Origin of the sequence: Mycolicibacterium hippocampi (assembly GCF_010723735.1) — a bacterium.
In the GTDB taxonomy this organism is placed as follows: Bacteria; Actinomycetota; Actinomycetes; order Mycobacteriales; family Mycobacteriaceae; genus Mycobacterium; species Mycobacterium hippocampi.
This window is the reverse complement of sequence record NZ_BLLB01000002.1, coordinates 267,901-291,916: the sequence shown is the minus strand read 5'-3', so window position 1 is coordinate 291,916 and position 24,016 is coordinate 267,901. Positions and strand designations below refer to the sequence as shown.

The 24,016-nt window shown below is 67.4% G+C and carries 29 protein-coding genes and 1 tRNA gene; 16 read left to right on the top strand and 14 right to left on the bottom strand.

Annotation, left to right across the window (positions count from 1 at the left end):
• Positions 1–77 precede the first annotated feature (77 nt).
• Positions 78–881, bottom strand: coding sequence for an SDR family NAD(P)-dependent oxidoreductase (locus G6N53_RS02350; RefSeq protein WP_205390256.1), 804 nt, complete (start codon positions 879–881; stop codon positions 78–80).
• Between G6N53_RS02350 and G6N53_RS02345 the strand changes: the two genes are divergently transcribed.
• The 3 genes from G6N53_RS02345 (at position 858) to G6N53_RS02335 (ending at position 3,442) form a co-directional block, all read left to right on the top strand.
• On the top strand, positions 858–1,463 hold the full coding sequence (locus tag G6N53_RS02345) for a histidine phosphatase family protein (RefSeq protein ID WP_163886774.1): 606 nt from the start codon (positions 858–860) through the stop codon (positions 1,461–1,463). The genes G6N53_RS02350 and G6N53_RS02345 overlap by 24 nt on opposite strands.
• 45 nt (positions 1,464–1,508) lie before the next feature.
• Positions 1,509–2,528 (top strand): phosphotransferase family protein, encoded by a 1,020-nt coding sequence (locus G6N53_RS02340; protein WP_163886772.1) that lies wholly within the window; start codon positions 1,509–1,511, stop codon positions 2,526–2,528.
• 92 nt (positions 2,529–2,620) lie between these two features.
• Positions 2,621–3,442, top strand: coding sequence for a transglutaminase-like domain-containing protein (locus tag G6N53_RS02335; RefSeq protein ID WP_163886770.1), 822 nt, complete (start codon positions 2,621–2,623; stop codon positions 3,440–3,442).
• A 3-nt stretch (positions 3,443–3,445) separates the two neighbouring features.
• Here the strand turns inward: G6N53_RS02335 and G6N53_RS02330 are convergent, their stop codons facing one another.
• Positions 3,446–3,802, bottom strand: a complete 357-nt coding sequence (locus G6N53_RS02330; RefSeq protein WP_163886768.1) for a LapA family protein — start codon at positions 3,800–3,802, stop codon at positions 3,446–3,448.
• Between the two features lie 150 nt (positions 3,803–3,952).
• Between G6N53_RS02330 and G6N53_RS02325 the strand changes: the two genes are divergently transcribed.
• From G6N53_RS02325 to G6N53_RS02305, 5 genes are read left to right on the top strand one after another with little or no spacing between them, the layout of a single operon-like run.
• Positions 3,953–4,855 (top strand): ABC transporter substrate-binding protein, encoded by a 903-nt coding sequence (locus G6N53_RS02325; protein ID WP_371870793.1) that lies wholly within the window; start codon positions 3,953–3,955, stop codon positions 4,853–4,855.
• A 16-nt stretch (positions 4,856–4,871) separates the two neighbouring features.
• Entirely contained in the window at positions 4,872–5,969 is a 1,098-nt protein-coding gene (locus tag G6N53_RS02320) for an ABC transporter ATP-binding protein (RefSeq protein WP_163886764.1), read from the top strand.
• The gene (locus tag G6N53_RS02315) at positions 5,966–6,616 is read left to right on the top strand and encodes an ABC transporter permease (RefSeq protein WP_163886761.1); all 651 of its coding nucleotides are present in this window, start codon (positions 5,966–5,968) and stop codon (positions 6,614–6,616) included. Before G6N53_RS02320 ends, G6N53_RS02315 begins: the two co-directional genes overlap by 4 nt.
• Entirely contained in the window at positions 6,613–7,419 is an 807-nt protein-coding gene (locus G6N53_RS02310) for an ABC transporter permease (RefSeq protein ID WP_163886759.1), read from the top strand. The genes G6N53_RS02315 and G6N53_RS02310 overlap by 4 nt, the downstream gene beginning before the upstream one ends.
• Positions 7,416–8,018, top strand: coding sequence for a putative glycolipid-binding domain-containing protein (locus G6N53_RS02305; protein WP_163886757.1), 603 nt, complete (start codon positions 7,416–7,418; stop codon positions 8,016–8,018). Before G6N53_RS02310 ends, G6N53_RS02305 begins: the two co-directional genes overlap by 4 nt.
• On the opposite strand, the gene G6N53_RS02300 is transcribed toward G6N53_RS02305, so the two are convergent.
• Positions 7,981–8,940 carry a prephenate dehydrogenase gene (locus G6N53_RS02300; RefSeq protein ID WP_264064262.1) on the bottom strand — a complete coding sequence of 320 codons (960 nt, stop codon included), beginning with the start codon at positions 8,938–8,940 and terminating at the stop codon, positions 7,981–7,983. The two genes, G6N53_RS02305 and G6N53_RS02300, sit on opposite strands and share 38 nt — an antisense overlap.
• Positions 8,941–9,031: 91 nt before the next feature.
• On the opposite strand from G6N53_RS02300, the gene G6N53_RS02295 reads away from it, so the two are divergent.
• The 3 genes from G6N53_RS02295 to G6N53_RS02285 all read left to right on the top strand — a co-directional run bounded on the left by G6N53_RS02295 (position 9,032) and on the right by G6N53_RS02285 (position 10,226).
• Positions 9,032–9,556, top strand: coding sequence for a tRNA adenosine deaminase-associated protein (locus G6N53_RS02295; protein WP_159229616.1), 525 nt, complete (start codon positions 9,032–9,034; stop codon positions 9,554–9,556).
• Positions 9,557–9,570: 14 nt separating this feature from the next.
• Positions 9,571–10,020, top strand: coding sequence for a nucleoside deaminase (locus G6N53_RS02290; protein ID WP_163886753.1), 450 nt, complete (start codon positions 9,571–9,573; stop codon positions 10,018–10,020).
• Between the two features lie 115 nt (positions 10,021–10,135).
• Positions 10,136–10,226: transfer RNA gene (locus tag G6N53_RS02285), tRNA-Ser, on the top strand.
• Between the two features lie 104 nt (positions 10,227–10,330).
• On the opposite strand, the gene G6N53_RS02280 is transcribed toward G6N53_RS02285, so the two are convergent.
• The 4 genes from G6N53_RS02280 to G6N53_RS02265 all read right to left on the bottom strand — a co-directional run bounded on the left by G6N53_RS02280 (position 10,331) and on the right by G6N53_RS02265 (position 14,343).
• Positions 10,331–12,115, bottom strand: coding sequence for an FAD-dependent oxidoreductase (locus G6N53_RS02280; RefSeq protein WP_163886750.1), 1,785 nt, complete (start codon positions 12,113–12,115; stop codon positions 10,331–10,333).
• Positions 12,116–12,198: 83 nt separating this feature from the next.
• Positions 12,199–12,843: a hypothetical protein gene (locus G6N53_RS02275; protein WP_371870792.1), complete on the bottom strand. Its 645-nt coding sequence runs from the start codon at positions 12,841–12,843 to the stop codon at positions 12,199–12,201.
• A 139-nt stretch (positions 12,844–12,982) separates the two neighbouring features.
• Complete coding sequence (locus G6N53_RS02270) at positions 12,983–13,156, bottom strand: CsbD family protein (RefSeq protein WP_163886748.1); 174 nt, start codon at positions 13,154–13,156, stop codon at positions 12,983–12,985.
• 101 nt (positions 13,157–13,257) lie between these two features.
• On the bottom strand, positions 13,258–14,343 hold the full coding sequence (locus G6N53_RS02265) for a zinc-dependent dehydrogenase (RefSeq protein ID WP_163886746.1): 1,086 nt from the start codon (positions 14,341–14,343) through the stop codon (positions 13,258–13,260).
• A gap of 194 nt (positions 14,344–14,537) precedes the next feature.
• On the opposite strand from G6N53_RS02265, the gene G6N53_RS02260 reads away from it, so the two are divergent.
• Positions 14,538–16,538 carry a PTS mannitol transporter subunit IICBA gene (locus G6N53_RS02260; protein ID WP_163886744.1) on the top strand — a complete coding sequence of 667 codons (2,001 nt, stop codon included), beginning with the start codon at positions 14,538–14,540 and terminating at the stop codon, positions 16,536–16,538.
• Positions 16,539–16,559: 21 nt separating this feature from the next.
• Positions 16,560–17,318, top strand: coding sequence for a DeoR/GlpR family DNA-binding transcription regulator (locus G6N53_RS02255; protein WP_163886742.1), 759 nt, complete (start codon positions 16,560–16,562; stop codon positions 17,316–17,318).
• Here the strand turns inward: G6N53_RS02255 and G6N53_RS02250 are convergent.
• Genes G6N53_RS02250 through G6N53_RS02235 form a run of 4 tightly spaced genes read right to left on the bottom strand, consistent with a single transcriptional unit; the run spans position 17,305 to position 19,769 of the window.
• Complete coding sequence (locus G6N53_RS02250; protein WP_163886740.1) at positions 17,305–17,787, bottom strand: DUF309 domain-containing protein; 483 nt, start codon at positions 17,785–17,787, stop codon at positions 17,305–17,307. The two genes, G6N53_RS02255 and G6N53_RS02250, sit on opposite strands and share 14 nt — an antisense overlap.
• Positions 17,788–17,798: 11 nt before the next feature.
• Positions 17,799–18,461 carry an SGNH/GDSL hydrolase family protein gene (locus tag G6N53_RS02245; protein ID WP_237166334.1) on the bottom strand — a complete coding sequence of 221 codons (663 nt, stop codon included), beginning with the start codon at positions 18,459–18,461 and terminating at the stop codon, positions 17,799–17,801.
• 6 nt (positions 18,462–18,467) lie between these two features.
• The gene (locus G6N53_RS02240) at positions 18,468–18,809 is read right to left on the bottom strand and encodes a hypothetical protein (RefSeq protein ID WP_163895336.1); all 342 of its coding nucleotides are present in this window, start codon (positions 18,807–18,809) and stop codon (positions 18,468–18,470) included.
• Between the two features lie 42 nt (positions 18,810–18,851).
• Positions 18,852–19,769, bottom strand: a complete 918-nt coding sequence (locus G6N53_RS02235; RefSeq protein WP_163886737.1) for an NAD(P)H-dependent flavin oxidoreductase — start codon at positions 19,767–19,769, stop codon at positions 18,852–18,854.
• Between the two features lie 72 nt (positions 19,770–19,841).
• On the opposite strand from G6N53_RS02235, the gene G6N53_RS02230 reads away from it, so the two are divergent.
• Positions 19,842–20,864, top strand: coding sequence for an NAD(P)H-dependent amine dehydrogenase family protein (locus tag G6N53_RS02230; RefSeq protein WP_163895334.1), 1,023 nt, complete (start codon positions 19,842–19,844; stop codon positions 20,862–20,864).
• Here G6N53_RS02230 and G6N53_RS02225 read toward each other — a convergent pair.
• Complete coding sequence (locus G6N53_RS02225; RefSeq protein ID WP_163886735.1) at positions 20,855–21,238, bottom strand: hypothetical protein; 384 nt, start codon at positions 21,236–21,238, stop codon at positions 20,855–20,857. The two genes, G6N53_RS02230 and G6N53_RS02225, sit on opposite strands and share 10 nt — an antisense overlap.
• Positions 21,239–21,341: 103 nt before the next feature.
• Between G6N53_RS02225 and G6N53_RS02220 the strand changes: the two genes are divergently transcribed.
• The gene (locus G6N53_RS02220; protein ID WP_163886734.1) at positions 21,342–21,698 is read left to right on the top strand and encodes a DUF732 domain-containing protein; all 357 of its coding nucleotides are present in this window, start codon (positions 21,342–21,344) and stop codon (positions 21,696–21,698) included.
• Between the two features lie 23 nt (positions 21,699–21,721).
• Here the strand turns inward: G6N53_RS02220 and G6N53_RS02215 are convergent, their stop codons facing one another.
• Together G6N53_RS02215 and G6N53_RS02210 are read right to left on the bottom strand one after the other, a co-directional pair.
• Positions 21,722–22,183: a lipoprotein LpqH gene (locus G6N53_RS02215; protein ID WP_163886731.1), complete on the bottom strand. Its 462-nt coding sequence runs from the start codon at positions 22,181–22,183 to the stop codon at positions 21,722–21,724.
• Between the two features lie 119 nt (positions 22,184–22,302).
• Positions 22,303–22,755, bottom strand: a complete 453-nt coding sequence (locus tag G6N53_RS02210) for a lipoprotein LpqH (RefSeq protein ID WP_163886729.1) — start codon at positions 22,753–22,755, stop codon at positions 22,303–22,305.
• Positions 22,756–22,808: 53 nt separating this feature from the next.
• Here G6N53_RS02210 and tgt point away from each other — a divergent pair, with 53 nt between their 5' ends.
• Positions 22,809–23,999, top strand: coding sequence for a tRNA guanosine(34) transglycosylase Tgt (tgt, locus tag G6N53_RS02205; protein ID WP_163895331.1), 1,191 nt, complete (start codon positions 22,809–22,811; stop codon positions 23,997–23,999).
• The last annotated feature ends 17 nt before the right edge of the window (positions 24,000–24,016 follow it).

Here is a 24,016-nt window from a genome sequence, read left to right as displayed (position 1 = left end):
ACCAAGGTTCCCGGTCGTTGTCCGGCCTGTGATCACAGCCCGGAACCTCAGTTCGGCGAGACGGCCCCGTTGGCCGGTCACGCCCCGCCGTCTGCCCGCAGGATTGAACCGGTGGTGAAGCTCGACGCGTCTGACATCAGAAACAGCGCGGCACCGACGATTTCGCTGGGATCAGCCGCACGTTGCAACGCGCTGCTCGCAAAGGGAGTGGCAGTGTCATCGAAGTTCCAGGCCTTGCTGACGTCGGTGAGGAACGGTCCGGGCATCAACGTGTTGACTCGCACCGTCGGACCGAACGCCCTCGCCAGCCCCTCGGTCAGAGTGTTCAGCCCGGCCTTCGATGCGGCGTAGGGCAGGAAGAAAGGCTCCGGCCGCAGCGAACCGTGCGTGCTGACATTGATGATCGACCCACGGCCGGCAGCAACCATCCGTTCCCCGACCAGTGCCGACAACCGGAAGGGGCCCTTCAGGTTGAGGTTCATCACCGCGTCGAACAGCCTCTCGGTGACGTCGGTGAGCTTGTCGTAGAGCGGTGACATGCCGGCGTTGTTGACCAGCACGTCGATCCGTCCGAACCGGTCGTAGCAGGCGTCGACCAACCCGTCGAGTTCGTCCCAGTGCCCGACGTGCACCTGATACGGGAACGCCGCCCGGCCGGTCGCTGCGCTGATCTCCTCGGCGGTGGCCACGCACGCGTCGTACTTGCGGCTCGCGACGATGACGTCGGCACCGCACCGCGCGGCGGCGAACGCCATCTCGCGGCCGAGGCCGCGGCTGCCGCCGGTGATCAGCACCACCCGGTCGGTCAGGTCGAACAGCTGATCTGCATATCCGTCCACGGGCCATATGGTGTCACGGTGCAATTGCTTCTGGTCCGACATGCGCTACCGCTACGCAGCGAACCCGGGCAGGGTTCCGATCCACATCTGTCAGCCGAAGGCGCCGAGCAGGCGGGCAGGTTGCCCGGCGCCCTGGCCCGGTTCCCGATCCAGCGGGTGGTCAGCAGCCCGCAGGTACGCGCGATCGAGACTGCGCAGCCGCTGGCCGACGCGCTGGGGGTGCGGGTCGAGGTCGACGAACGTCTCGCCGAGTACGACCGCGACCTCGCCCACTACATCCCGGTGGAGCAGATCGCGAAGGAGAACCCGGCGGAGCTGGAGAGGCTGATCAATGGACAGCTGCCCAGCGGTGTCGACGAGACCGAGTTCCTCGGACGCGTCGACGCGGCCGTCGCGGACCTCGTCGCCGCCGCCGACCACGATGACACCGTCGCGGTGTTCAGCCACGGCGGCGTGATCAACGTGCTGCTGCACCAGATCCTGGGCACCGAGCGGCTGCTGTCGTTCCACGTCGACTACGCCTCGGTGACCCGGCTGCTGTCGTCGCGCACCGGCCGCCTCGCGGTGGCAGGGGTCAACGCCACCGAACACGTATGGGACTTACTCCCCAGAAATCAGCGATGAGCGCTCGCGCGAAGAGCAGACAGCTGCAGGTGGTAGACAAGTCCGGTGACTGATCTCGATGGCCTCGATCTGGCCGCCCTGGATCGACACCTGCGCGAGACCGGGATCCCGCGCACCGGAGAGTTGCGCGCGGAACTGGTCTCCGGCGGTCGGTCCAACCTGACCTTCCTGGTGTCCGACGACGCGTCGCGGTGGGTGCTGCGTCGACCTCCGCTGCACGGCCTCACACCGTCCGCGCACGACATGGCTCGCGAGTACAAGGTGGTTGCGGCACTGGCCGGGACGCCGGTGCCGGTCGCCCGCGCGGTGACGATGCGTAACGACGACTCCGTGCTCGGTGCACCGTTCCAGATGGTGGAGTACGTGCCGGGCCGGGTGGTGCGTCACACCGACCAGCTCGAGGCGCTCGGAGACAGGGCCACCATCGAATCCTGCGTCGACTCGCTGATCGCCGTGCTCGCCGACCTGCACGCGGTCGACCCCGACGCGGTCGGGCTGGGCGATTTCGGCAGGCCCAGCGGCTACCTCGAGCGCCAGGTGCGGCGCTGGGGGTCGCAGTGGGATCTGGTCAGGCGCGACGACGACCCGTGCGACGACGACGTTCGCAGGCTACACACCAGGCTCGGCGAGGCCCTGCCCGCGCAGAGCCGGTCGGCCATCGTGCACGGCGACTACCGCATCGACAACACCATCCTCGACGCCGAGGACCCCACCAGGGTGGTCGCCGTCCTGGACTGGGAGATGTCGACGCTCGGTGACCCGCTCAGCGACGCCGCGCTGATGTGCGTGTACCGGCACCCGACGTTCCACCTGGTGCACGCCGACGCCGCATGGGCCAGCGAGTTGATCCCACCGGCCGACGTGCTCGCCGAGAAGTACGCCAAAGCTGCCGGTCAGGAACTGGACCACTGGGACTTCTACATGGCGCTGGCCTACTTCAAGCTCGCCATCATCGGGGCGGGCATCGCCTACCGGGCCCGCGAGAGCGGGGTCACCGACGACACCGACAAGGTGGCCGAGGCGGTGGCGCCGCTGATCGCCGCGGGACTCACCGAGCTTTCCTGACGTTTCGCTCCTAGTCTGCGTGGGTAGAAGGTCGCGTGGCCCGAAGAAGCGCCGTGAGACTGTTCCCCCGAATCGGAAGAAGGCGTGCGGCCATGAAGCGTGATGTCGCTGCGGAGTTGGACGTGGAAATCACCGCGCCGACCACACTCGAGTTCCAGATCGCGGTGGCTCCGCAACCGGGCGCAGAGGTCACCGAGTCACTGACATTCGTGTTGGACGGCAAGGAGATTCCGTCCACCGGACCTACGGGGGTTCAGGAGATCTCGGGCGAACACGGCAACCGGATCCACAAGTTCGACGCCACGGTGGGCAATCTCGAGGTCCGGTACTCCGCCACCGTCCTCGGCCATGCCGATCCGGCGCCGCTGCGCGACATCGACCTGTCGACCTATCTGCGGCCCAGCCGCTACGCCGAGGCCGACAAGTTCTTCGGTTTCGCCGCAACCGAGTTCGGCGAGTTCGCCGACACCGCCACCCTGCTGGAGAAGGTGTCGTCCTGGGTGGGCACCCGGTTGAGCTACGTGCCCGGATCCAGCGACCCGATCGACGGTGCCGCCGACACGGTGCTGGCCGGAGCCGGGGTGTGCCGCGACTACGCCCATCTGGTGATCGCGCTGCTGCGCGCGGTGAACGTGCCCGCCCGGCTGGTCTCGGTGTACGCGCCGGGCTGTCAGCCGATGGATTTCCACGCGGTGGCAGAGGCGTTCGTCGACGGACAGTGGCGGGTGGTCGATGCCACCTGCCTGGCTCCGCGGCAGTCGCTGGTGCGGATCGCGACCGGCCGTGATGCGGCGGACACCGCGTTCCTGGACAACCACAAGGGCGCCATCACGCTGAACAACATGACGGTCACGGCGACGGTCGACGGCGACCTGCCGCGGGATTCGGTCGAACAACTGGTGTCGATCCGGTGACCGCTACAGACCGGCCTTGAGGTTCGTCTTCGCCGCGCGCCGCAACTGGTGGATCCGCACCGCGCCCACCGCCACGGTGAGCAACCCGCCGGCCACCGCCGCGAACAGGATCGCCACCCCCAGCGGCAGCGACCAATGCCAGCCGAGGAAGGCGAACTCCGCCGACTCGGTGTTCTGCGCGATGAAGATCAGCAGAACGATCAGAACCAGGAAGCCCAAGACCAGCGACCCCCACATGGCGGCGGCCTTGGTGAACTTCACCGCCGACTCGGGGGGAGGCGCTGCGCGCCCGGTTGCCGGCGGGACCGGATGAGATCCTTCAGGCGGCGTATCGGCCGACGCGAACGGTTCGCTGGACATGGCTCCATTTTTGCCCTTTTGCCCTTCGAATGAAACCTCCACGCTGATGGAGTTATGGTCACGAAAGGTCTGCCGAGGCGAAAGGACGCCGCAGTGAGATGTTCCCGACCGAGAATGCGGTACCGGATGCTTGCGGCGTCAGCAGGCCTGATGGCCCTGATGATCGCCCTCGCCGGCTGTGGTAGCTCGAACCCGCTGGGTGGTGGTGAGGTCTCCGGCGATCTGAAATCGATCGTGGTCGGATCGGCCGACTTCCCGGAATCGAAGATCATCGGCGAGATCTACGCACAGGCACTGGAGGCCAACGGCTTCACGGTGGGCAGGCAGTTCGGCATCGGCAGCCGGGAGACCTACATCCCGGCGGTGCAGGACAACTCGATCGACCTGATCCCCGAGTACACCGGGAACCTGTTGCAGTACTTCGACCCCGAGACCACGGTCACCACCCCGGATGACGTGCTGCTGGCGCTGTTCCGCACACTGCCCGGTGACCTGTCGATCCTCAACCCTTCGCCGGCCGAGGACAAGGACACCGTCGCGGTCAGCGAGGAGACCGCGCAGCGCTGGAACCTCACGACGATCGGCGATCTGGCGGCGCACTCCGCCGAGGTCAAGTTCGGTGGCCCGTCGGAGTTCCTCAACCGCGCCGAGGGAATCCCTGGGCTGCGGGAGAAGTACGGACTCGATGTGGCGCCGAGCAACTTCATCGCGATCAGCGACGGCGGCGGACCGGCGACAGTGCGGGCGCTGACCGACGGAACGGTGACCGCAGCCAACATCTTCAGCACGTCGCCGGCAATCCAGGAGAACAACCTGGTGGTTCTGGAGGATCCGGAGAACAATTTCCTGGCCGCCAACGTGGTGCCGCTGGTCAGTTCGCAGAAGAAGTCCGACGAACTCAAGACCGTGCTCGACGCGGTCTCGGCCGAGCTGACCACCGAGGACCTGATCGCGCTGAACACGGAGACATCCGGCAACGCCGGCATCAACCCGGACGAGGCCGCAGAGAACTGGGTACGGGACAAGGGCTTCGACACACCGCTCCAGCCGTGAGCAGCAGAGGATATCGATGATCGAATTCGCCGGTGTCACAAAGCAGTACCCTGACGGCACAGTAGCTGTCGACGACCTCGACCTGGTCGTGCCCGACGGGAACCTCGTGGTCTTCGTCGGTCCGTCGGGCTGCGGCAAGACGACCTCGATGCGGATGATCAACCGGATGATCGAGCCGACCTCGGGCACGCTGACGGTCAACGGCGAGGACGTCAGCAAGGTCGATCCGGTGAAGCTGCGCCTCGGCATCGGATACGTCATCCAGAGCGCCGGGCTGATGCCGCACCTGCGGGTCGTCGACAACGTCGCGACAGTGCCCGTGCTCAAGGGTGAGTCGCGACGCTCGGCGCGCAAGGCCGCCCTGGGGGTTCTCGAACGGGTCGGGCTGGACCTGAAGCTCGCCGACCGCTATCCGGCACAGCTGTCGGGCGGTCAGCAGCAGCGTGTCGGGGTGGCCCGCGCGCTGGCCGCTGACCCGCCGATCCTGCTGATGGACGAGCCGTTCAGTGCCGTCGACCCGGTGGTGCGCGAAGAGCTGCAGACCGAGATCCTGCGCCTGCAGAGCGAATTGCACAAGACGATCGTTTTCGTCACCCACGACATCGACGAAGCGATCAAGATCGGTGACACCGTCGCCGTGTTCGGACGTGGCGGCGTGCTGCAACAGTACGACGAACCGCAGCGCCTGCTGTCCAACCCGGCAAACGATTTCGTCGCCGGGTTCATCGGTGCCGACCGCGGATACCGGGGTCTGCAGTTTCGGCATGCCACCGGCCTTCGGATGCACGACATCCGGGCGACGGACGAGGCCGGAGTCGACGGCCTCGAGCTCCGCGACGGGGAGTGGGTGCTGGTGACCAGACCGGACGGCGCCCCGTATGCGTGGATAGACGGTGCCGGCGTGACATTGCACCGGTCCGGGAAGTCGTTGTACGACAGTACAACTGCCGGCGGCTCGCTGTTCCGCCCGGAAGATTCGCTGCGCCAGGCGCTCGACGCCGCGCTGTCCTCGCCGTCCGGACTCGGGGTGGCCGTGGACGCCGGCGGTATGCCGATCGGCGGTGTGCTCGCTGACGACGTGCTCGACGCTCTGAAACAGCAGCGGTCACCGTGAACTATCTGCTGCACAACCTCGACGACGGGTGGGAGCTGACGGTCATCCACCTGCGGCTCTCGCTTGTCCCGATCGTGCTCGGACTGCTGATCGCCGTGCCGTTGGGCGCGCTGGTGCAGCGCACCAGGACGCTGCGCAGACTGACCACCGTCACCGCGAGCATCATCTTCACGATCCCGTCGCTGGCGCTGTTCGTCGTGCTACCGCTGATCATCCCGACCCGGATCCTCGACGAGGCCAACGTCATCGTCGCGTTGACGCTCTACACGACAGCACTTCTGGTGCGCGCGGTGCCCGAGGCTCTGGACGCGGTTCCCGAACCGGTCCGCGACGCCGCCACCGCCGTCGGCTACCGGCCCTTGATCAGGATGCTGAAAGTCGAGCTGCCGCTGGCTGTTCCCGTGCTGATCGCCAGCCTTCGGGTGGTTGCGGTCACCAACATTTCGATGGTGGCAGTCGGTTCGGTCATCGGGATCGGCGGGCTGGGCACCTGGTTCACCGAGGGCTACCAGTCCAACAAGAGTGACCAGATCATCGCAGGGATCATCGCGATCTTCGTGCTGGCGATCGTCATCGACACGCTGATCATGTTGGCGGGCAAGGCCATGACGCCTTGGACCAGAGCGCAGAAGGCGGCCGCGGCGTGAACTTCCTCGAACAGGCGCTGTCGTTCATCTTCACCGCGTCCAACTGGGTCGGCCCGGCGGGGCTGGGCGCGCGGATCGGTGAGCACCTCGAGTACACGGTCATCGCGACGTTCTTCTCGGTGCTGGTCGCCGTCCCGATCGGCATGCTGATCGGGCACACCGGCCGGGGCACGTTCGTCGTCGTCACCGGCGTCAACGCGCTGAGGGCGCTGCCGACACTGGGCGTGCTGCTGCTCGGGGTCCTGCTGTGGGGCCTGGGCCTGGTGCCGCCCACCGTCGCGCTGATGCTGCTGGGCATCCCGCCGCTGCTCGCCGGCACCTACTCCGGCATCGCGAACGTCGACCGGGCAGTGGTGGATGCCGCCAGATCGATGGGGATGACGGAAACGCGGATCCTGCTGCGCGTCGAGACCCCGAACGCGCTGCCGCTGATCCTCGGCGGTCTGCGGACCGCGACGCTGCAGATCGTCGCCACCGCCACCATCGCGGCCTACGCCAGCCTCGGCGGTCTGGGCCGCTACCTGATCGACGGCATCAAGGTGCGGGAGTTCCACATCGCGTTGGTGGGGGCGTTGATGGTGACCGCGCTGGCACTGATCCTCGACGCCGTGCTGGCGTTCGCGGTGTGGGCCTCGATGCCCGGCACCGGACGACTGGGCCGGATGCGGCGCCTACCGCAGCCGTTCCTGGGCGACGAGGTCGCGCTGGAATCACGTCCACGCGTCGGTTCGCAGGCCAGTTCGCCCCCTGGTTCGCCAGCCCGCCACGAACGAGGGGATCCGTCGCATACGGTAGAGGGATGAGTGAAGAAGGTCGCTCTGATGCGAGCTCTGGGACCTATCCGGCCATCCTGACATGGCGGGCACAAGACGTGCCCCGGATGGAGTCGGTGCGCGTTCAGCTCTCGGGCAACCGCATCAAGGCCTACGGCAGGATGGTGGCGGCAGCCACCCCGTCGCACCCGGCGTTCAGCGCCTCCTACGACCTGGTCACCGACGAGGCCGGCGCGACGAAGAGGCTGTCCCTGACGGTCACCCTCGCCGAGCGGGAGCGCCAGCTGTCGATCGCGCGCGACGAGGAGAGCATGTGGCTGGTGCAGGACCACTCCGGTCAGACCAGCAGGTCCGCCTTCGACGGCGCGCTCGACGTCGACGTCATCTTCAGTCCGTTCTTCAACGCGCTGCCGATCCGGCGGACCGGGGTGTTCCGGGGCGACGGCGATTCGGTCACCATGCCGATCGTCTACGTCCGGGTGCCCGACCTCTCGGTCGACGTGGCGACGATCAGTTACAGCGGAGGCGCTGACGGCCTGAAAGTCCACTCACCGGTCGCCGAGACGCAGATCACAGTCGACGCCGACGGATTCATCCTCGACTATCCAGGTTTGGCAACGCGGATCTGACCACGCCACCGGCCCGTCCGGCGGCGGCGAGTTCGTCGCGCCACCCCGGCGCGCCGATCACCGTGCCGATGATCTGCGTGCGGCTGAAGCTGTCGTAGCGGATCCGGGCTGCGTGACCGGCTTCGACGAGTCCCGAGACCGGTTGGCCGGCCGCCAGCTTGTCGCGGGCATCACCGAGCAGGCGCAGCGTGTCGTCGAGCACCGGCACCAGCTGCGCGGAGTTGGCCTCACACATCGCCCGCACCAGGTCCGGTGCGGTCCCGGCGACCCGGGTGCCGTCGCGGAACGACCCGGCCGCCAACGCGAACGCCAGCGGCACCTCGCCTGCGGTGGCGGCGAGCGCTTCGGCGAGCAGGTGGGGCAGATGCGAGATCGTCGCGGCGGCGGTGTCGTGCTCGTCGGAGCGGGCGGGGACGACGACGGCACGGCAGTCCAGCGCCAGCGTCATCACTTCGGTCCACACGCCCGGATCGACGTGATCGTCGACGCTGATCACCCAGGGTGCGTCGACGAACAGCCCGGCGTCCCCGGCCGGCCACCCCGAGTGTGCGGTACCTGCCATCGGATGCCCGCCGACGTAGCGTTCGAGGAGGCCGGCGTCGGCGACGTCGCGCAGCACCGCCCCCTTGACGCTGGTCACGTCGGTCAGCGGGCACTGCGGTGCGGTGCCGCGGACGTGGCGCAGCATCGACGGCAGCGCGGGAACCGGGACCGCCAGCACGATCAGGGCGGTGGAGGCGGCGGCCCGTGACAGTGCCTCGTCGAGGTCAGCGGTGGCGTCGAAACCGTCGAATCGGGCCGCCTCGACCCCCTGCACCGACCGGTTGTAGCCGAACACCTCACGTCCGGCGGCTTTGGCTGCACGCATGACCGAGCCGCCGATCAGTCCCAGACCGACCACACACACCGGTGTCTTCGTCACGCTCCAAGGTTGGCACACCGGATTGCCGCGCCGACGTCGGCAGGGACGGACTCGCTGGTCAAGGCCATGACTGGGGACTACCGTGACTCCCATGGGAGCGCAGAGTGCACAGCCGCAGAAGAGGTCCGTGGATGTGCCCGACGGCTTCGGTGTCGCCGTCGTCTGGGAGGACGGCAAATGGCGATGCACAGCGATGCGGCGCGCGGCTCTGACCAGTTTGTCCGCCGCCGAGACGGAGCTGTGTGAGATGCGTAGCGCCGGAGCGGTTTTCGGGATTCTGGACATCGATGACGAGTTCTTCGTGATCGTGCGGCCGGCGCCGTCGGGGACCAGGCTGCTGCTGTCGGACGCCACCGCGGCGCTGGACTACGACATCGCCGCCGAGGTGCTGGAGAAGCTCGACGCCGACATCCAGGACGAAGATCTGGAAAGCGCCGACCCGTTCGAGGAGGGCGACCTGCGGGTGCTGTCCGACATCGGGCTGCCCGAGGCGGTGCTGGGAGTGATCTGCGACGAGAGCGACGACCTCTACGCCGACGAGCAGATCGGTCGGATCGCCAGGGAGATGGGTTTCGCCGACGAACTGGCCGCGGTGCTCGATCGCCTCGGCCGGTGACCCGCGGATAACCGGTGACCGACGACGACCTGATCCGCGCGGCCCTCGACGCCGCCGCTGCGGTGGGGCCTCGCGACGTGCCGATCGGCGCGGTCGTCTTCGCCGCCGACGGAACCTTGTTGGCCCGGGCGGCCAACGCCCGCGAGGAGCTCGGCGACCCCACCGCACACGCCGAGATCCTCGCACTTCGAGCGGCTGCCCAGGTGCTGGGCGACGGTTGGCGGCTCGAAGGGGCCACGCTGGCCGTCACCGTGGAGCCGTGCACGATGTGCGCGGGTGCGCTGGTGATGGCACGGGTCGCCCGCGTGGTCTTCGGGGCGTGGGAGCCGAAGACCGGCGCGGTGGGATCGCTGTGGGATGTGGTGCGTGACCGCCGGCTGACGCACCGGCCCCAGGTTCGCGGTGGAGTGCTGGCCGAGGAGTGCGCCGGCCTGCTGGAAGGGTTCTTCACCCGCCAGCGTTGACGCTCCCTTTCGCCGAGTGTGAACCCACGGCTGTGCTTTGGGCGGTTTCAACGACCCTCGGTTCACTTTGGACGCGGTTTGGGATGTGGGGCGGTGCATCGGTAAGCTGCCACGCGGTGGCGTGTCCGAGCGGCCTAAGGAGCACGCCTCGAAAGCGTGTGACGGGTAACCCCCGTCCGAGGGTTCAAATCCCTCCGCCACCGCCACGCAGAAAGCCCCGGCTCTCGGCCGGGGCTTTCCGCTATCCAGAGCCGGTTCCGGCAGCGATGGTGACCATGGCGCAGGGGGGGAGCTTGCCGAGGCGGCCGTCCTACTCGCTGCCGACGCCGTTGTGCACGCGGAATAAGTTGTCGGGATCCACATTCCGCTTGATCGACAACAACCGGTCGTAGTTGGTGCCCCAGAAGGCGTGCTGCCAGTCGGGTTCGAAGTAGTCGGCCTCGTTGAAATAGGTGCCGGCTCCCGGGGTCGCGTTGCGGATGATGTCGATCGCCGTGTTCGTTCGCTCCGCGGCTTTGCGCCCAACTGTGAGGTCGGGTTCGTGGCCTGCGATCCCGGGGTAGGCGGTGGCTTGTTGTGATCCGATCGTGGCGAACGCCGCCGCTTCCAGACAGGCGGGGTTGATGCACGTGGTCCGCTCCCGCGTCAGGACCTCTTCCGAGGCGCCCGCCAAGCCCTTGTTGATGTGGATGCTGACCCGTGCGAGCCGTGAAGCTTCGAAAAGGGCATCCACGAGATCGTCGGGAGTGTCGACGAACATCTTCAGCGGAAGCCAGCGGGAGAGGTAGCTGAAGATGAACTGCGATACCTCGCCCTGATTACTGGCCCACCAGAACTGACCACTCGGCTGATCAGCACGAGGATCCAAGGTGATCGTCTCGGGGGCCACCCGCTGCCAGTAGGCGGTGTTCCACAAATCACGGAACGCATGACTGTCGAAGTCGAGGTCGACGGTCGCGAGGCCGTCGGCCTGCAACGCGGACGTGAAGGGTTCCCATACCGCGCGCGCCTGTTCGGTGGTCAGGTCCAGCCACACCACGGAGAGCTCGAGGGTGTTGTCGGGCTTGACCGCAATCTGCTCACCCCACGACCCGTCGATGAGCGCGCCGGGGAAGAACCTGACGAAGCTACCGAGCACGTCCCGGAAGGCGTCGTCCCCGGACGCTTTGATGGTGCCGCTGAGGGAACCCACTGTCTGCGGAATCGGGTGCGCGAGGTAGGTGATTCGGCTGACGATGCCGAACGTGCCGCCGCCACCGCCCCGCAGCGCCCAGAACAGATCGGCGTCCTGGGCTTCGTTGACGACGCGCACCTGCCCGTCTGCCGTCACGACCTCCATCTCGAGCACACCCCCGGCGCCGCTGCCGAAGCGCTTCGAGAAGTTGCCGAACCCTCCGCCGAGTGTGAAGCCACCGCAGGCACCGACCGAGGTGCAGCCGCCGCCCTGTACGTAGACGCCGTTCGCAGTGGCCTCCTGGTAAGCCTCCAGCCATCGCGCCCCAGCGGCAACGCTCAGCGCCTGCACCGGCGGACGGTCGGTGGTCGCTCCGGCCCAGCGGAACTCGGGGTGGAAGGTGACCTCCCGCATATTGTGTGTCCAGACCAGCAGCGAATCGGGCGCGTTCGAACGGCCGAGGTAGTCATGCCCGGTGCCCTTCACCACGAGACGTACCCGGTTGTCGCGCGCGAAATTCACCGCAGCGGCGATATCGTCGGCGTTTTCGGCCGCGACCGCATACAGACTGACCTGGTTTTGCCACGCGCCGAGCCACCCGGTGGTCTGCAACGCCCCGGGCTGCTCCTCGATCCAGAAGGGGTTTTTGAGGTTCTCCAGCACTGCTGAACAGGTGTCGCCCGTGACGTCTGCCGTGCAGGAAGTCAGCGGCGATTCGACGTCGATCAGCCGGCCGCCGACTTGCTCGCGCAGCGCCGCCCACTCGGCTTCGGCCGGCAAGCCGTCGACCGGGGTCGGGCTCGTCGACGCTGTGCCGCCGCCATTCGACGGCGAACAGCCGGCGGTCAACAGCGCGAACGCCGATGCTCCTCCGAGGAAACCGCGCCGCGAGATACCCGAGGCCTCCCAGTGACTGGCCATGTCGAGGCAGCCTAGACCTCAGGGGTCTACGCGGTCCCTAGTTCACACAAGGAGAGGCCTGAAGGTGCGCAGAGCCAAAAGAGTCACTCGCCGTGGTGGTGATCCCCGTGATCCCCATGGTCACTGGTTTCACCACGTAGTGGCTCCGCTGGGGGAGGCCCGGGAGATGTCGGCCCGGCGGGCGTGCCGACCGATTCCGCAACCGGCGGTGACACCGCAGGCGGATGGTGGCCGTGCTGCAGACCCGAGGCCACTCCGACCGTCGACGCGAGCGCCATCACAACGCCGGCGCCGAGGAGGACGATCGTGTTCGCGAACGCCGGGATCGACTCCCCGTGGCGGCGTCGGTACCACACCCAGCCGGCCCCCATCACGACGTAGATCTCCAGCAGCAGAGCACAGAGGTCGGCGGCGTGCACCAGTTCGGGCTCCCCGGCACCGGGGCCGAAGGGCGCTCCCGCAGTTCGCGACAGCGCCCACAGCGCGATGGCGCCGACATTGACCATGACACCGGCCGCCAGCACCGCCGAACTCGTCCGGACAAGCACCAGCTGCGCCCAGATCAGTTGAAACGTGGCAAGGAAGACGAAGAACAGACCCGACGGTGGCCATTCCTGCCAGTGGGTGTGCGCGGCGGCGAAGTGGATCAGCGCAGCACCGAGCGAGGCGAGCGCCGCCATTCGGGCAGCCAGCCTGCTCTCGGTCTCGGTCGCTCTTCTTGATGGCACCCGACCGATGATGGCAGTGCGGCACCGGTCCGTCGCCGGGTGACATCGCATCGCCACCGGACCGAGATACACCCGTCACCGACAGCAGTCAGCCCGCCACCCAACTGGGGTGACGGGCTGACTCGAGTTGGTGGCGCGGTTACTTCTTGAACGCGTCCTTGACCTTCTCGCCGGCGTCTTTGATGCTGGACTTCGCCTGGTCGAACTTGCCTTCGTTCTCGGTGTCCTTGTCTCCGGTCACCTTGCCGAGGCCCTCTTTGGCCTTGCCGCCGAGGTCGTCGATCTTGTTGCTGGTCTTGTCGTCAGCGCTCACTTGTGCGCCTCCTTCGGTCGAAATGGGTTGCGGCTCGTAGTCGAACCATGCAGACCGGGTACCTCGGCGCCGCCCTACCGAAACTCATCGGGGCTGTGACGTCAGACTCCTGCCGCGAGCTCCGCGGGCACCGGCTCCACGGTCACCTTGATGGCCTCGCCGTTCTTGACGATCCGGAACGCCTCGAGCACGTCGTCCAGCGGGATGTGGCGGGTGATCAGGTCCTTGACCGGGACCTGGCCGGTGGAGATGTACTCCAGCGCGCGCTTGTTGTGTTCGGGCGCAGACCCGTTGGCCCCGTGGATGTGCAGCTGGCGGTAGTGCACGACGTTGGAGTCGCAGCTGATGGTGGGGTTGGTCTTCGGCAGCCCACCGAAGAACGAGATGCGGCCGTTTCGCGCCGCCATCGAGATGGCCTGTTCCTGGGCGACGTTGGCGGCGGTGGCGGTGATGACGACGTCGGCGCCGCGTCCCCCGGTCAGTTCCATGACCCGCTCGACCACGTCGACCTCGGCGCCGTTGATGATCTCCTCCGGCGCGACCGCGTCGGCCGACATCTGCAGCCGCGCCGCGTTGACGTCGACGAGGTAGACCGGCCCACAGTTGTGGACGCCGCGCGCGATGCGGATGTGCATGCAGCCGATCGGGCCCGCGCCGAACACCACCACGGTGTCCCCCTCTTCGATGCCGAGCAGTTCCTGAGCGTTGATGGCGCAGGCGAAGGGCTCGGCGGCCGAGGCCTCGTCGAAGCCGACGTTGTCCGGAATGCGGTTCAGGCCATCAACTTTGAGCACCTGCCGCGGCACGATCATGTACTCGGCGAAGCCGCCGTCGTACTGATAGCCCATCGAGGTCTGGTTCTGGCACACCGCCATCCAGCCCTTCCGACACTCATAACACTCACCGCAGGGGACCGCGGCGATCACCTGAACGCGGTCGCCCACCTCCCAGTTGCTTCCGTAGGTCGCGTTCACATCGGTGCCGACCTCGACGACCTCGCCGGCGATCTCATGCCCGATGGTGCGCGGTGGCGTGAGGTTCTGGTGGCCGTTGTAGAAGATCTTGACGTCGGTGCCGCACGTCGAGCAGTTGCGGACCCGCAGTTTGACCTCGTCGGGAGCGCAGGTCGGTTCGGGCACGTCTTCCAGTCGGACGTCCTCGGGTGCGTAGAACCGCAATGCCTTCATGGGGTGATCCTCTCGAGTCGTCGACGCTGGGACTGGTGCGCAGCTGGTGTGCTTTGAAGCACTCTAGCGCCGATTCGGGCATAAAACCACCCAACTGACTGACCGTTTATGACCGTTTGCTTGCAATCGTGCCCGTTATGCGCTTCACTGAATGTGATTGGCATCACCGGCCACCGTCAGAATCGAGGATCCAGATGTCAGCTCCAGCCATCTCGCAGGACGCGCCCCCGCGGACCGGGGCCCGGGTGCATGTGCAGAAGTTGGGCACTGCGCTGTCGAACATGGTCATGCCCAACATCGCCGCGTTCATCGCGTGGGGTCTGATCACCGCGCTCTTCATCGAGCAGGGCTGGTTACAGGGCATATTCGCCGCGCTGCGGGACCCTGACGGCTGGGTGGCCAAGATCGGCGGTTGGGGTGCCTACGACGGTGCCGGAATCGTCGGCCCGATGATCACCTACCTGCTGCCGATCCTGATCGGTTACACCGGCGGCCGGATGATTCACGGCAACCGCGGAGCGGTGGTGGGTGCGATCGCCACCATCGGCGTTGTCACCGGCGCCGATGTGCCGATGTTCCTGGGGGCGATGATCATGGGCCCGCTGGGCGGCTGGTGCATGAAGAAAGTCGACGCATTGTGGGAGGGCAAGATCCGCCCCGGCTTCGAGATGCTGGTGGACAATTTCTCGGCGGGCATCCTCGGGATGATCCTGGCGATCTTCGGCTTCTTCGGAATCGGACCCATCGTGTCGTCGTTCACCCGCTTGGCCGGCACCGCAGTGGACTTCCTGGTCGAGAACAACCTGTTGCCGTTGACGTCGATACTGATCGAGCCGGCCAAGGTGCTGTTCCTCAACAACGCGATCAACCACGGCGTGCTGACACCGCTGGGCACCACCCAGGCGCTGGAGGCGGGCAAGTCGGTCCTGTTCCTGCTGGAGGCCAACCCGGGTCCGGGCCTCGGACTCCTGTTGGCGTACACCTTTTTTGGCCGCGGCATCGCCCGTGCATCGGCCCCCGGCGCGGCGATCATCCAGTTCTTCGGCGGCATCCACGAGATCTACTTCCCCTACGTGCTGATGAAGCCCAAGCTCATCATCGCGACCATCCTCGGCGGCATGACCGGCGTCTTCATCAACGTGCTGTTCGGCTCGGGGTTGCGGGCGCCCGCCGCGCCCGGATCGATCATCGCTGTGTACGCACAGACCGCCAGCGACAGCTACCTGGGCGTGACGCTGTCCGTGTTCGGCGCGGCCGCAGTGTCCTTCGTCGTCGCCGCGCTGCTGTTGAAGACCGACAGGGCGACCGACGACCCGGACCTTGCCGCCGCGACCGCGGAGATGGAATCACGCAAGGGCAAGAAATCCAGCGTGTCCTCGGCTCTGCTGGGCGGGGGTGGCGTGGCCACCGTGACGCGTCCGATCTCCACGATCGTGTTCGCCTGCGACGCCGGCATGGGCTCGTCGGCGATGGGCGCCTCGGTGTTGCGCAGGAAGATCCAGAAAGCCGGCTTCGGTGACATCAAGGTCACCAACTCGGCGATCTCCAACCTGACCGACAACTACGACCTCGTGGTCTCACACCGGGATCTGACCGATCGGGCACGGCAGAAGACACCTTCGGCGGCGCACGTGTCCGTCGAGGACTTCATGAGCAGCCCGCGATACGACGAGATCGTCGATCAGTTGGAGCAGACGAACGGTGGCGGTACCGAACCCGCTGAAAACACCGAGGAGACCGCGGCCGAGGAGACCACCGGCGGTGCCGATGTGCTGGCGCTGGAATCCATCGTGCTGAACGGCACGGCGAAAAACGCCGCCGACGCGATCACCGAGGCCGGCCAACTGCTGGTGGCCGCCGGAGCCGTCGAGTCGGCCTACGTCGACGCCATGCACGAGCGCGAACGGTCCATCTCCACCTACATGGGCAACGGCCTGGCGATTCCGCACGGCACCAACGAGGCCAAGGACACCATCCGACGCACCGGGTTGTCGTTCGTCCGTTACGCCGAGCCGATCGACTGGAACGGCAAACCAGCCGAGTTCGTCGTCGGAATCGCCGGTGCCGGCAAGGATCACATGGCGCTGCTCACCCAGATCGCGGGAGTGTTCCTGAAGGCCGAGGACGTGGCCCGGTTGCGCGAGGCCAAGTCGGTGGAGGAGGTCAAGACCATCCTCACCAGTGGTGACAAGTAGTCGCCGACTACCGTGACGTCGGTGGATTCGGACACCCGCCAGACTCGGATCGTCGAGTTCGCCCGCACTCGGGGGCGGGTGGAGGTGGCCTCGCTCGCGACGGAGTTGGACGTCGCGAGCGAGACCATCCGTCGGGATCTGAAGGTGCTGGCCGGCCGCCGTCTGCTCAAGCGGGTGCACGGTGGCGCGGTCCCACTGGAGACCGCGGCTTTCGAGTCAGGGGTCGAGTACCGCAGCCAGGTCGACCTCGCACAGAAGCACCGGATGGCGGCGCAGGCGGCGGGACTGTTGCACGGCGCTGAGACGGTGTATCTGGACGAGGGTTTCACGCCCCGGTTGATCGCCGAGCGACTGTCCGAGCAGGAACTGACGATCGTGACGTCGTCGTTGCTGGCCGCCGAGGCGCTCGCACACAGCCGTTCGGTGACCGTGCTGCTGCTGGGCGGCCGGTTGCGGGGCAGGACGCTGGCGACGGTGGATCACTGGGCGCTGGACATGCTGGGCAGCCTGGTGATCGACGTGGCTTTCCTCGGCACCAACGGTATTTCGCTCGAACACGGGCTGACGACGCCGGATCCCGCGGTGGCGGCGGTGAAGAGCACGGCGGTCCGGGTCGCGCGGCGGCCGATTTTGGTGGCGGCCAACTCGAAGTTCGGGGAGAGCAGTTTCTGCCGCTTCGCGAGGGTGGCCGACTTCGAGTCGATCGTGACCGGTTCCGAACTTCCCGCCGCCGAAGCGCGCCGCTACGAGGCGCTGGGGCCCGTCGTCATCCGGTCGTGACGGTCAGCGCCGGCCGCAGGCGGGATGCGGAGATGCCGATGCCGGCGGTCAGATCGTCCACCAGCGCAGCGGCCCATCCGAGGAGGCCGTCGACGTCCACGCTGTGGGGGCGTGGCTGATCCACCGCGCCCAAGCTCAGCGATCCGCGGCGCAGCAGGGTGATCGCACCGTCGACGTTGCCGCGCTGGATGTGGGTGATACCGACCGCGAGTTGGGCCAGGCCCTGCCACAACGGTCTCTCGTCGGCGGGCCCGCCCTTCCAGGCCGCCTCGAGCACTTCGTGGGCGTTGAACGCCAGCCCCTGGTTCAGCAGATCCTGCGCATAGCTGAGGGATCGAGCCGGCGGCAGGTCCAGATCGTCGGGGATCCGGGGCACGCCCGCCCTGCCGGGAGGCAGGGGCCGGCCCAGTGCGTCGCGGGGTCGGGTGTTGCGGGGCCGGCCGGATTCGTCGCGGTCGCGTTCGGCCATGTGGCAGACCGCTACCGCTCCAGAAGGCGGGCGACCTGCTCGCCGATCGCCTCGCCGAGAGCGCGGTTGTTCTGCTCGGTGAAGTGGAGACCGTCCACCCCGTCGGTCGAGATCACCGAACCGGCATCCAGGAACGGCACTTTGACGAACGACGCCATCGCGCCGTACACCTCGGCGAGGCGTGCCGACTTCTCCTGAGAGCCCTCGAAGATCAGCTGGAACCATGGATGCGGCATCGGCGGCAGCGGTGGCGGCGCGACCACCAGCACCTGCGGGGTGGGGTAGGCGGTGCCCACGCCGCCCGCGCTGGTGAGCACCTGGGTGACCAGAACGGACATACCCAACGCAATGTCGAGCGGGGTGCGGTCGAAGTACGCCTTGGTGTCGTTGGTGCCGAGCATCAGGACCACCACATCCAGCGGCAGATGGCTGGCCAGAGCCGACGGCAGGTATTTCGACCCGTTCAGCCGCGGGTCGGTCGGGTCGTCGATGTTGGTGGTGCGGGCGGACAGGCCCTCCTCGATGACCAGGCAGTCCGCGCCCAGCCGCTCGGCGAGCACCCCCGTCCAGCGCTGCGCGAACGGATATCTCTCGGTGGGCATCCCGTCGGTGACCGGGATCCAGCCCCAGGTCAGCGAATCGCCGAAGCAGAGAACCCTTTTGGCGCTCACCATCGCCGCCTAGTCCTCGATGATGTGATCGGCTTCTTCGTCCCCGGGGACGCGCTGCCTCTCGTCCTCGTCCACCACGGAGTAGAGCGACTCGCCGTCCTCGGGCGTGCCGTCTATCTGCCCGGATGTCCGGCTGGTGGGCCGCTCGTCCTCGATCCCGCCGCGAGGCGACACGTCGGGGACCTCGGCCGCCAGCCTCTCGTCGAGCGTCTCGTCCTCGTCGGCCTCGATCCACTCGTCGGGCGGATCGACGACGGTGTCCCCGTCGTTGTTGCGGACCTCGTCGGAGTCCAGCGACTCGCTGGGGCCGAGGGTGCCGTCGGGGCCTGCGTCGTCCCTGTCACCATCCATGTCAACGTCCATGCCCACGAGTGTGCCCCATCGCGCGACCACTCAATCGAGCCGCGACCGCGCACCGTTCAGGACGCCCTCGATGTCGCACCAGGTGCGCCGGACGATGTCGGCCACCGGGTGGAGTTCGGTGATCCGTGACGACACCTGGCCGGTGTTGGCCACGCTGGCTTCCAGGTCGCCCGCGAAATACAGCTCGGTGATCCGTCCGAGCAGCTGCGCATCGGAGGCGTGTGCGCTCAGCCGGGCGGCGAGCCCGGTGCGCAGCACCCGCATCGTCGGGTTGCCGGGGATGTCGAGCAGCACGGTTCCCGAGTCGTCGGCCGCGACGATCGCGTCCTTGAAGTTCGCGTGCACCAGCGCCTCGTCGCTGGCGAGCATGCGGGTGCCCATCTGCACGCCCTCGGCCCCGAGCACCACCGCGGCGGCGGCCGACCGGGCGTCACACACCCCGCCCGCGCAGATGAGGGGGAGCCCGACACGTTCCGCGACCAGCGGCAGCAGCACCATCGTCGAAGCACCCAGCGCCGACTTGAACCCGCCGCCCTCGACCCCCTCGACGACCAGTGCATCCACACCGGCGTCGGCGGCCTTCATCGCGCCCTTCAACGAGCCCACTACATGCACGACGGTCATGCCCGCGTCATGCAGCCGGGAGGTGAACAGCGCCGGATCCCCGGCGGAGGTGAACACGTGCCGGACCCCGGCCGAGGCCAGCACGTCGACGATCGACGGGTCCCGCTTCCAGCCCTGGATCATCAGGTTGGCGCCCACGGCCCGGTCGGTGAGGTCGCGCACCCGCAGCAGGTCGGCCCGGCCCTCGGGGGTCAGCGTCTCGATCATGCCGAGCCCGCCGCCCGCGGACACCGCCGCCGCGAGTTCAGCGCGGGCGATGTAGGTCATCGGGGCCTGCACGACGGGGAACTCGACACCGAGAAGCTCTTGAATTCGATTGGTCACCCCGCCCATCCTGCTACGGTCCGGGGCGTGTACCGGGTGATCCAGTGGGGGACAGGCGCCGTCGGAACAGAGATGATGACCGCCGTCCTCGACCACCGAGACGATCTGCAGCTCGTCGGCGCAAAGGTGTACTCCGAGGACAAGAACGGCGTCGACATCGGAACGCTCGCCGGTCGTGACCCGATCGGCGTTCCGGCGACCACCGATGCCGAGGCCGTTCTGGTTCTCGAGGCGGACTGTGTGCTCTACACGCCGCGCACCGCGAACGTCGACGATGTGTGCGCGGTGCTGGCGAGCGGCAAGAACGTTGCCACCACGGCGTTCATGTTCCATCCGCAGCGGATGCCGGCGGCCGATCGTGACCGGGTGCTCGCGGCGTGCGAGGCGGGCGCGAGCTCCGTGCACGGCAGCGGCATCAACCCCGGCAACCTCTCCGGGGTGCTACCGCTCGCGCTGTCCGGCATGAGCCGCACCGTCGAGAAGATCACCCTGCAGGAGCGGGCCGACTGGTCGGTGTACGAGAGCACCGGGATCACGTTCGACAACATGGCTTTCGGCCAGCCCGTCGAAGCGATCAGCCCGACCGCGACCGAGTTCCTGGCATTCAACAGCTCCATCTTCGCCGAGCAGGTCTGGTTCATCGGCGACTCACTCGGTGCGCGCCTCGACGAGGTCACTGCGACCGTCGAAGCCGTTGCCGCACAGGAGGATCACCAGATCTTCGATCATCTGCTGCGCGCCGGGACCACGGCCGGCCAGCGGTGGAACTGGACCGGGCGACGTGATGGGGTGCCGCTGGTGGAGATCGAAACCCTGTGGACGGTGGGCGGCGAGTACCCAGGCCACTGGCCGAGTCCGCAACACGGCTGGACGCTGACGATCGAGGGGGATCCGTCGATGCGCGCCCACTTCTTGTCGCTGGCCAGCTTCAGCCGCGCGGCGAGCATCGAAGAGCATGTCCGGTCGGCGAACGTGGCCACCGCGATGCAGGTGCTGAACGCGGTCCCGGCGGTCTGCGAGGCGCCCCCCGGTTTTGCGACGACGGCGACGCTACCTCTGATTCGCAGTCATGCCGGCTTTGCGGCTCAGCCGTAGAACATCACCCAGTAGTCGGCGTTCCACGCCCCGCCGTCGCACTTGAGCGGCACCCCGTCGGGACTCTGTGCGGCCCCCGACGTCTCCGCGCACGGCGACCTCAAGGTGCGCACCCCGACCAGCGGCGCGAAGGACACCCACTGGCTCTTCGAGTTGCAGGCCAGCGTGTTGCCGGAGGCGTCCATGCCGAAGTTGTAGCGGGTGGTCTGATTGCACTGCGCACCCAACTGCGCGCCGTGGTCCACGTACGGCACGCAGTCGGCGCCGTCACAGGTGGTCGGCGTCGCCGAGGCGGTACCCGCCCCGATGCCGAGCCCGCCCAGGGGCGCGGCGAGCAGACCGCCGACGATTGCAGCCGTAGCCATCAACTTCATGGCGCATAGCGTAGGTCGCAGGGGCACGGTCGTGAGCGTTGTTTGCCCGCATTGCCCGAGGAACGGCCACCTGCGGTCGTACTGAGGCGTAAGGTCATGTTCCATGAAATCGCTGGTAGGCGCGTTGTCAGTGGGATTGATGTCCGGGGTGGTTGCAGCGGGCGCTCTCGTCGCACCCCCGCCCGCCGGCGCGGACACCGTCGCCTACCTGGTGAATGTCCACGTCAGGCCCGGGTACAACTTCCCCAACGCCGAGGCCGCGATCGGCTACGGCCAGACGATCTGTGACCGGGTCTCGGCCAAGATGGGATACGCCGAGCTGGTCGACCAGGTGAAGGCCGACTTCCACACCAGCGACTACTACCAGGCGGGCTACCTGATCAATCAGGCCGTCAACGAACTGTGCCCTGCGCAGATCTGGCAGTTGCGGCAGTCGGCCGCCGGCTACACGCCTTTCTGACGCAAGCCGGCGGCCTGTGGCCGCTACGGGCAGGACACCTCGATTTCGAACGGCTTGTTCACCGGCTGCATCGGGTTGGCCATGTCGACACCCGTGGCGGTTCCGGAGATCTTGTAGGTGCTGCCGTCCTTCTCGGCCGTGGCTTCGCCCTGTCCGGTGCCGGCTTGGTAGCCGAGCGTGACACCGTTGACGTTGCCCAGACCCACGGACTGCACGGTGGGATCGTCACCGGTGGTCACCACGGCGCCGATACCTGTTGTCGCGTCGCCGATCGCGATGTTGGTGTTGCCGCCCATGTCCGAGCAGACGACCGTGCCGGCGACCTCCTGGTCCTGGCCGTCGATGGTGACCGTGCTGGTGCCCTCCGCCGCGGCGGCCGACGACGTTTCGCCCGATGTTCCGGACTCCTCCTCCGAGGAACAGCCCGACAGACCTGCGATGACGATCGCCGCACCGCCGACGGCGACTACGAATCCACGCTTCACCAGGGTTCTCCTTTTGTCGTGTGGTCCGTCACCAACGGCGGACCATCTCACGCAGTATGGTCGGAGGCCCTGGCGCGGACATGGCTATTCGAGAAATCCATCGGCCCAGGTCGGAGTGCTCAGCACGCCACTTTGATCTTGAATGTCCCTGACGTGCGGAAGCTCGGATCGGCGGTCTCGAATCCCTCGGCCGTTCCGTCGATGGTGTAGGTGCGCCCGTCCATCGTCACCGTCGCGTCGCCGCCCAGTCCTTCGTTGAAGCTGCCGGTGAACCCGCCGAGGTCGCGGACGCTGACGTTCTTGACGACGAGCTCCTCCTCGCTGGCCAGCAACGCCGAGACGCCCGAGGATTCGCCGCCTTCGCCGGTGGTGATCGTGGTGAGCGGCCCGGCCTCGCTGCACTGCACCGACTCGGTGGTGCCGATGTCCTCGCCGTTGACGGTCACCTGTGCCGTGCCCGCGATGAGTTCGCCCGGCGGCGGGTCGTACACCGGAGGCTGCGACGACGAGCACCCAGCGGCGGCCAGGGCAACCGCCGCGATCCCGGCCGTCACGGCCCATCGTGTGATCACAGTGCAGAATCTACGACGTGGCCGACCCGAATGTCAGTGTTCCGTTTTTTCGTGTGGAAGCGGAACTCCCGGGCCGTCTGGGCCGCGCCGGGGTGATCCACACCCCGCACGGGGAGATCCGCACCCCGGCGTTCATCGCCGTGGGCACCCAGGCCACCGTGAAAGCGGTGCTCCCCGAGACCATGAGAGAACTTGGTGCGCAAGCGGTTCTGGCAAATGCCTACCACCTCTACCTGCAGCCCGGTCCGGAGATCGTCGACGAAGCCGGCGGTCTGGGCGCGTTCATGAACTGGCCCGGGCCGACCTACACCGACAGCGGCGGGTTCCAGGTGATGTCGCTGGGTGTCGGGTTCAAGAAGGTGCTCTCGATGGATGTCACCCGCGTGCAGACCGACGACATCATCGCCGAGGGCAAGGAACGCCTCGCCCACGTCGACGACGACGGGGTGACGTTCCGATCACACCTGAACGGGTCCACCCACCGGTTCACCCCCGAGGTGTCCATCGGGATCCAGCACCAGCTCGGCGCCGACATCATCTTCGCGTTCGACGAACTGACAACGCTGGTCAACACCCGGGGCTACCAGGAACGCTCGGTGCAGCGCACCCACGAGTGGGCGGTGCGGTGTGTGGCCGAGCACCGCAGGCTGTCCGAGCTGCGCAGCCACAAGCCGCCACAGGCGCTGTTCGGGGTGGTGCAGGGCGCCCAGTACGAGGACCTGCGCAGGCAGGCGGCGCGCGGGCTCGCCGGCCTGGGCTTCGCCGGCTACGGCATCGGGGGAGCGCTGGAGAAGCAGAACCTGGCCACCATCGTCGGCTGGGTCAGCAGTGAGCTGCCCGACGACAAACCCCGTCACCTGCTCGGGATCAGCGAGCCCGACGACCTGTTCGCCGCCGTAGAGGCCGGCGCCGACACGTTCGACTGCGTATCCCCGTCGCGGGTGGCGCGCAACGCCGCGGTGTACTCGGCGACCGGCCGATACAACATCACCGGTTCGCGCTACCGCCGGGACTTCACCCCGATCGACGCGGAGTGCGACTGCTACACGTGCGCCAACTACACCCGTGCCTACCTCCATCACCTCTTCAAGTCCAAGGAGATGCTGGCTTCCACGCTGTGCACGATCCACAACGAGCGGTTCATCATCCGCCTCGTCGACGACATCCGGGAGTCGATCGGGACCGGCCGCTTCGACGACCTCCGTGAGCACGTGCTGGGTCGCTACTACGCGAAGCAATCCTGACCAGCACCGTCTTGGAC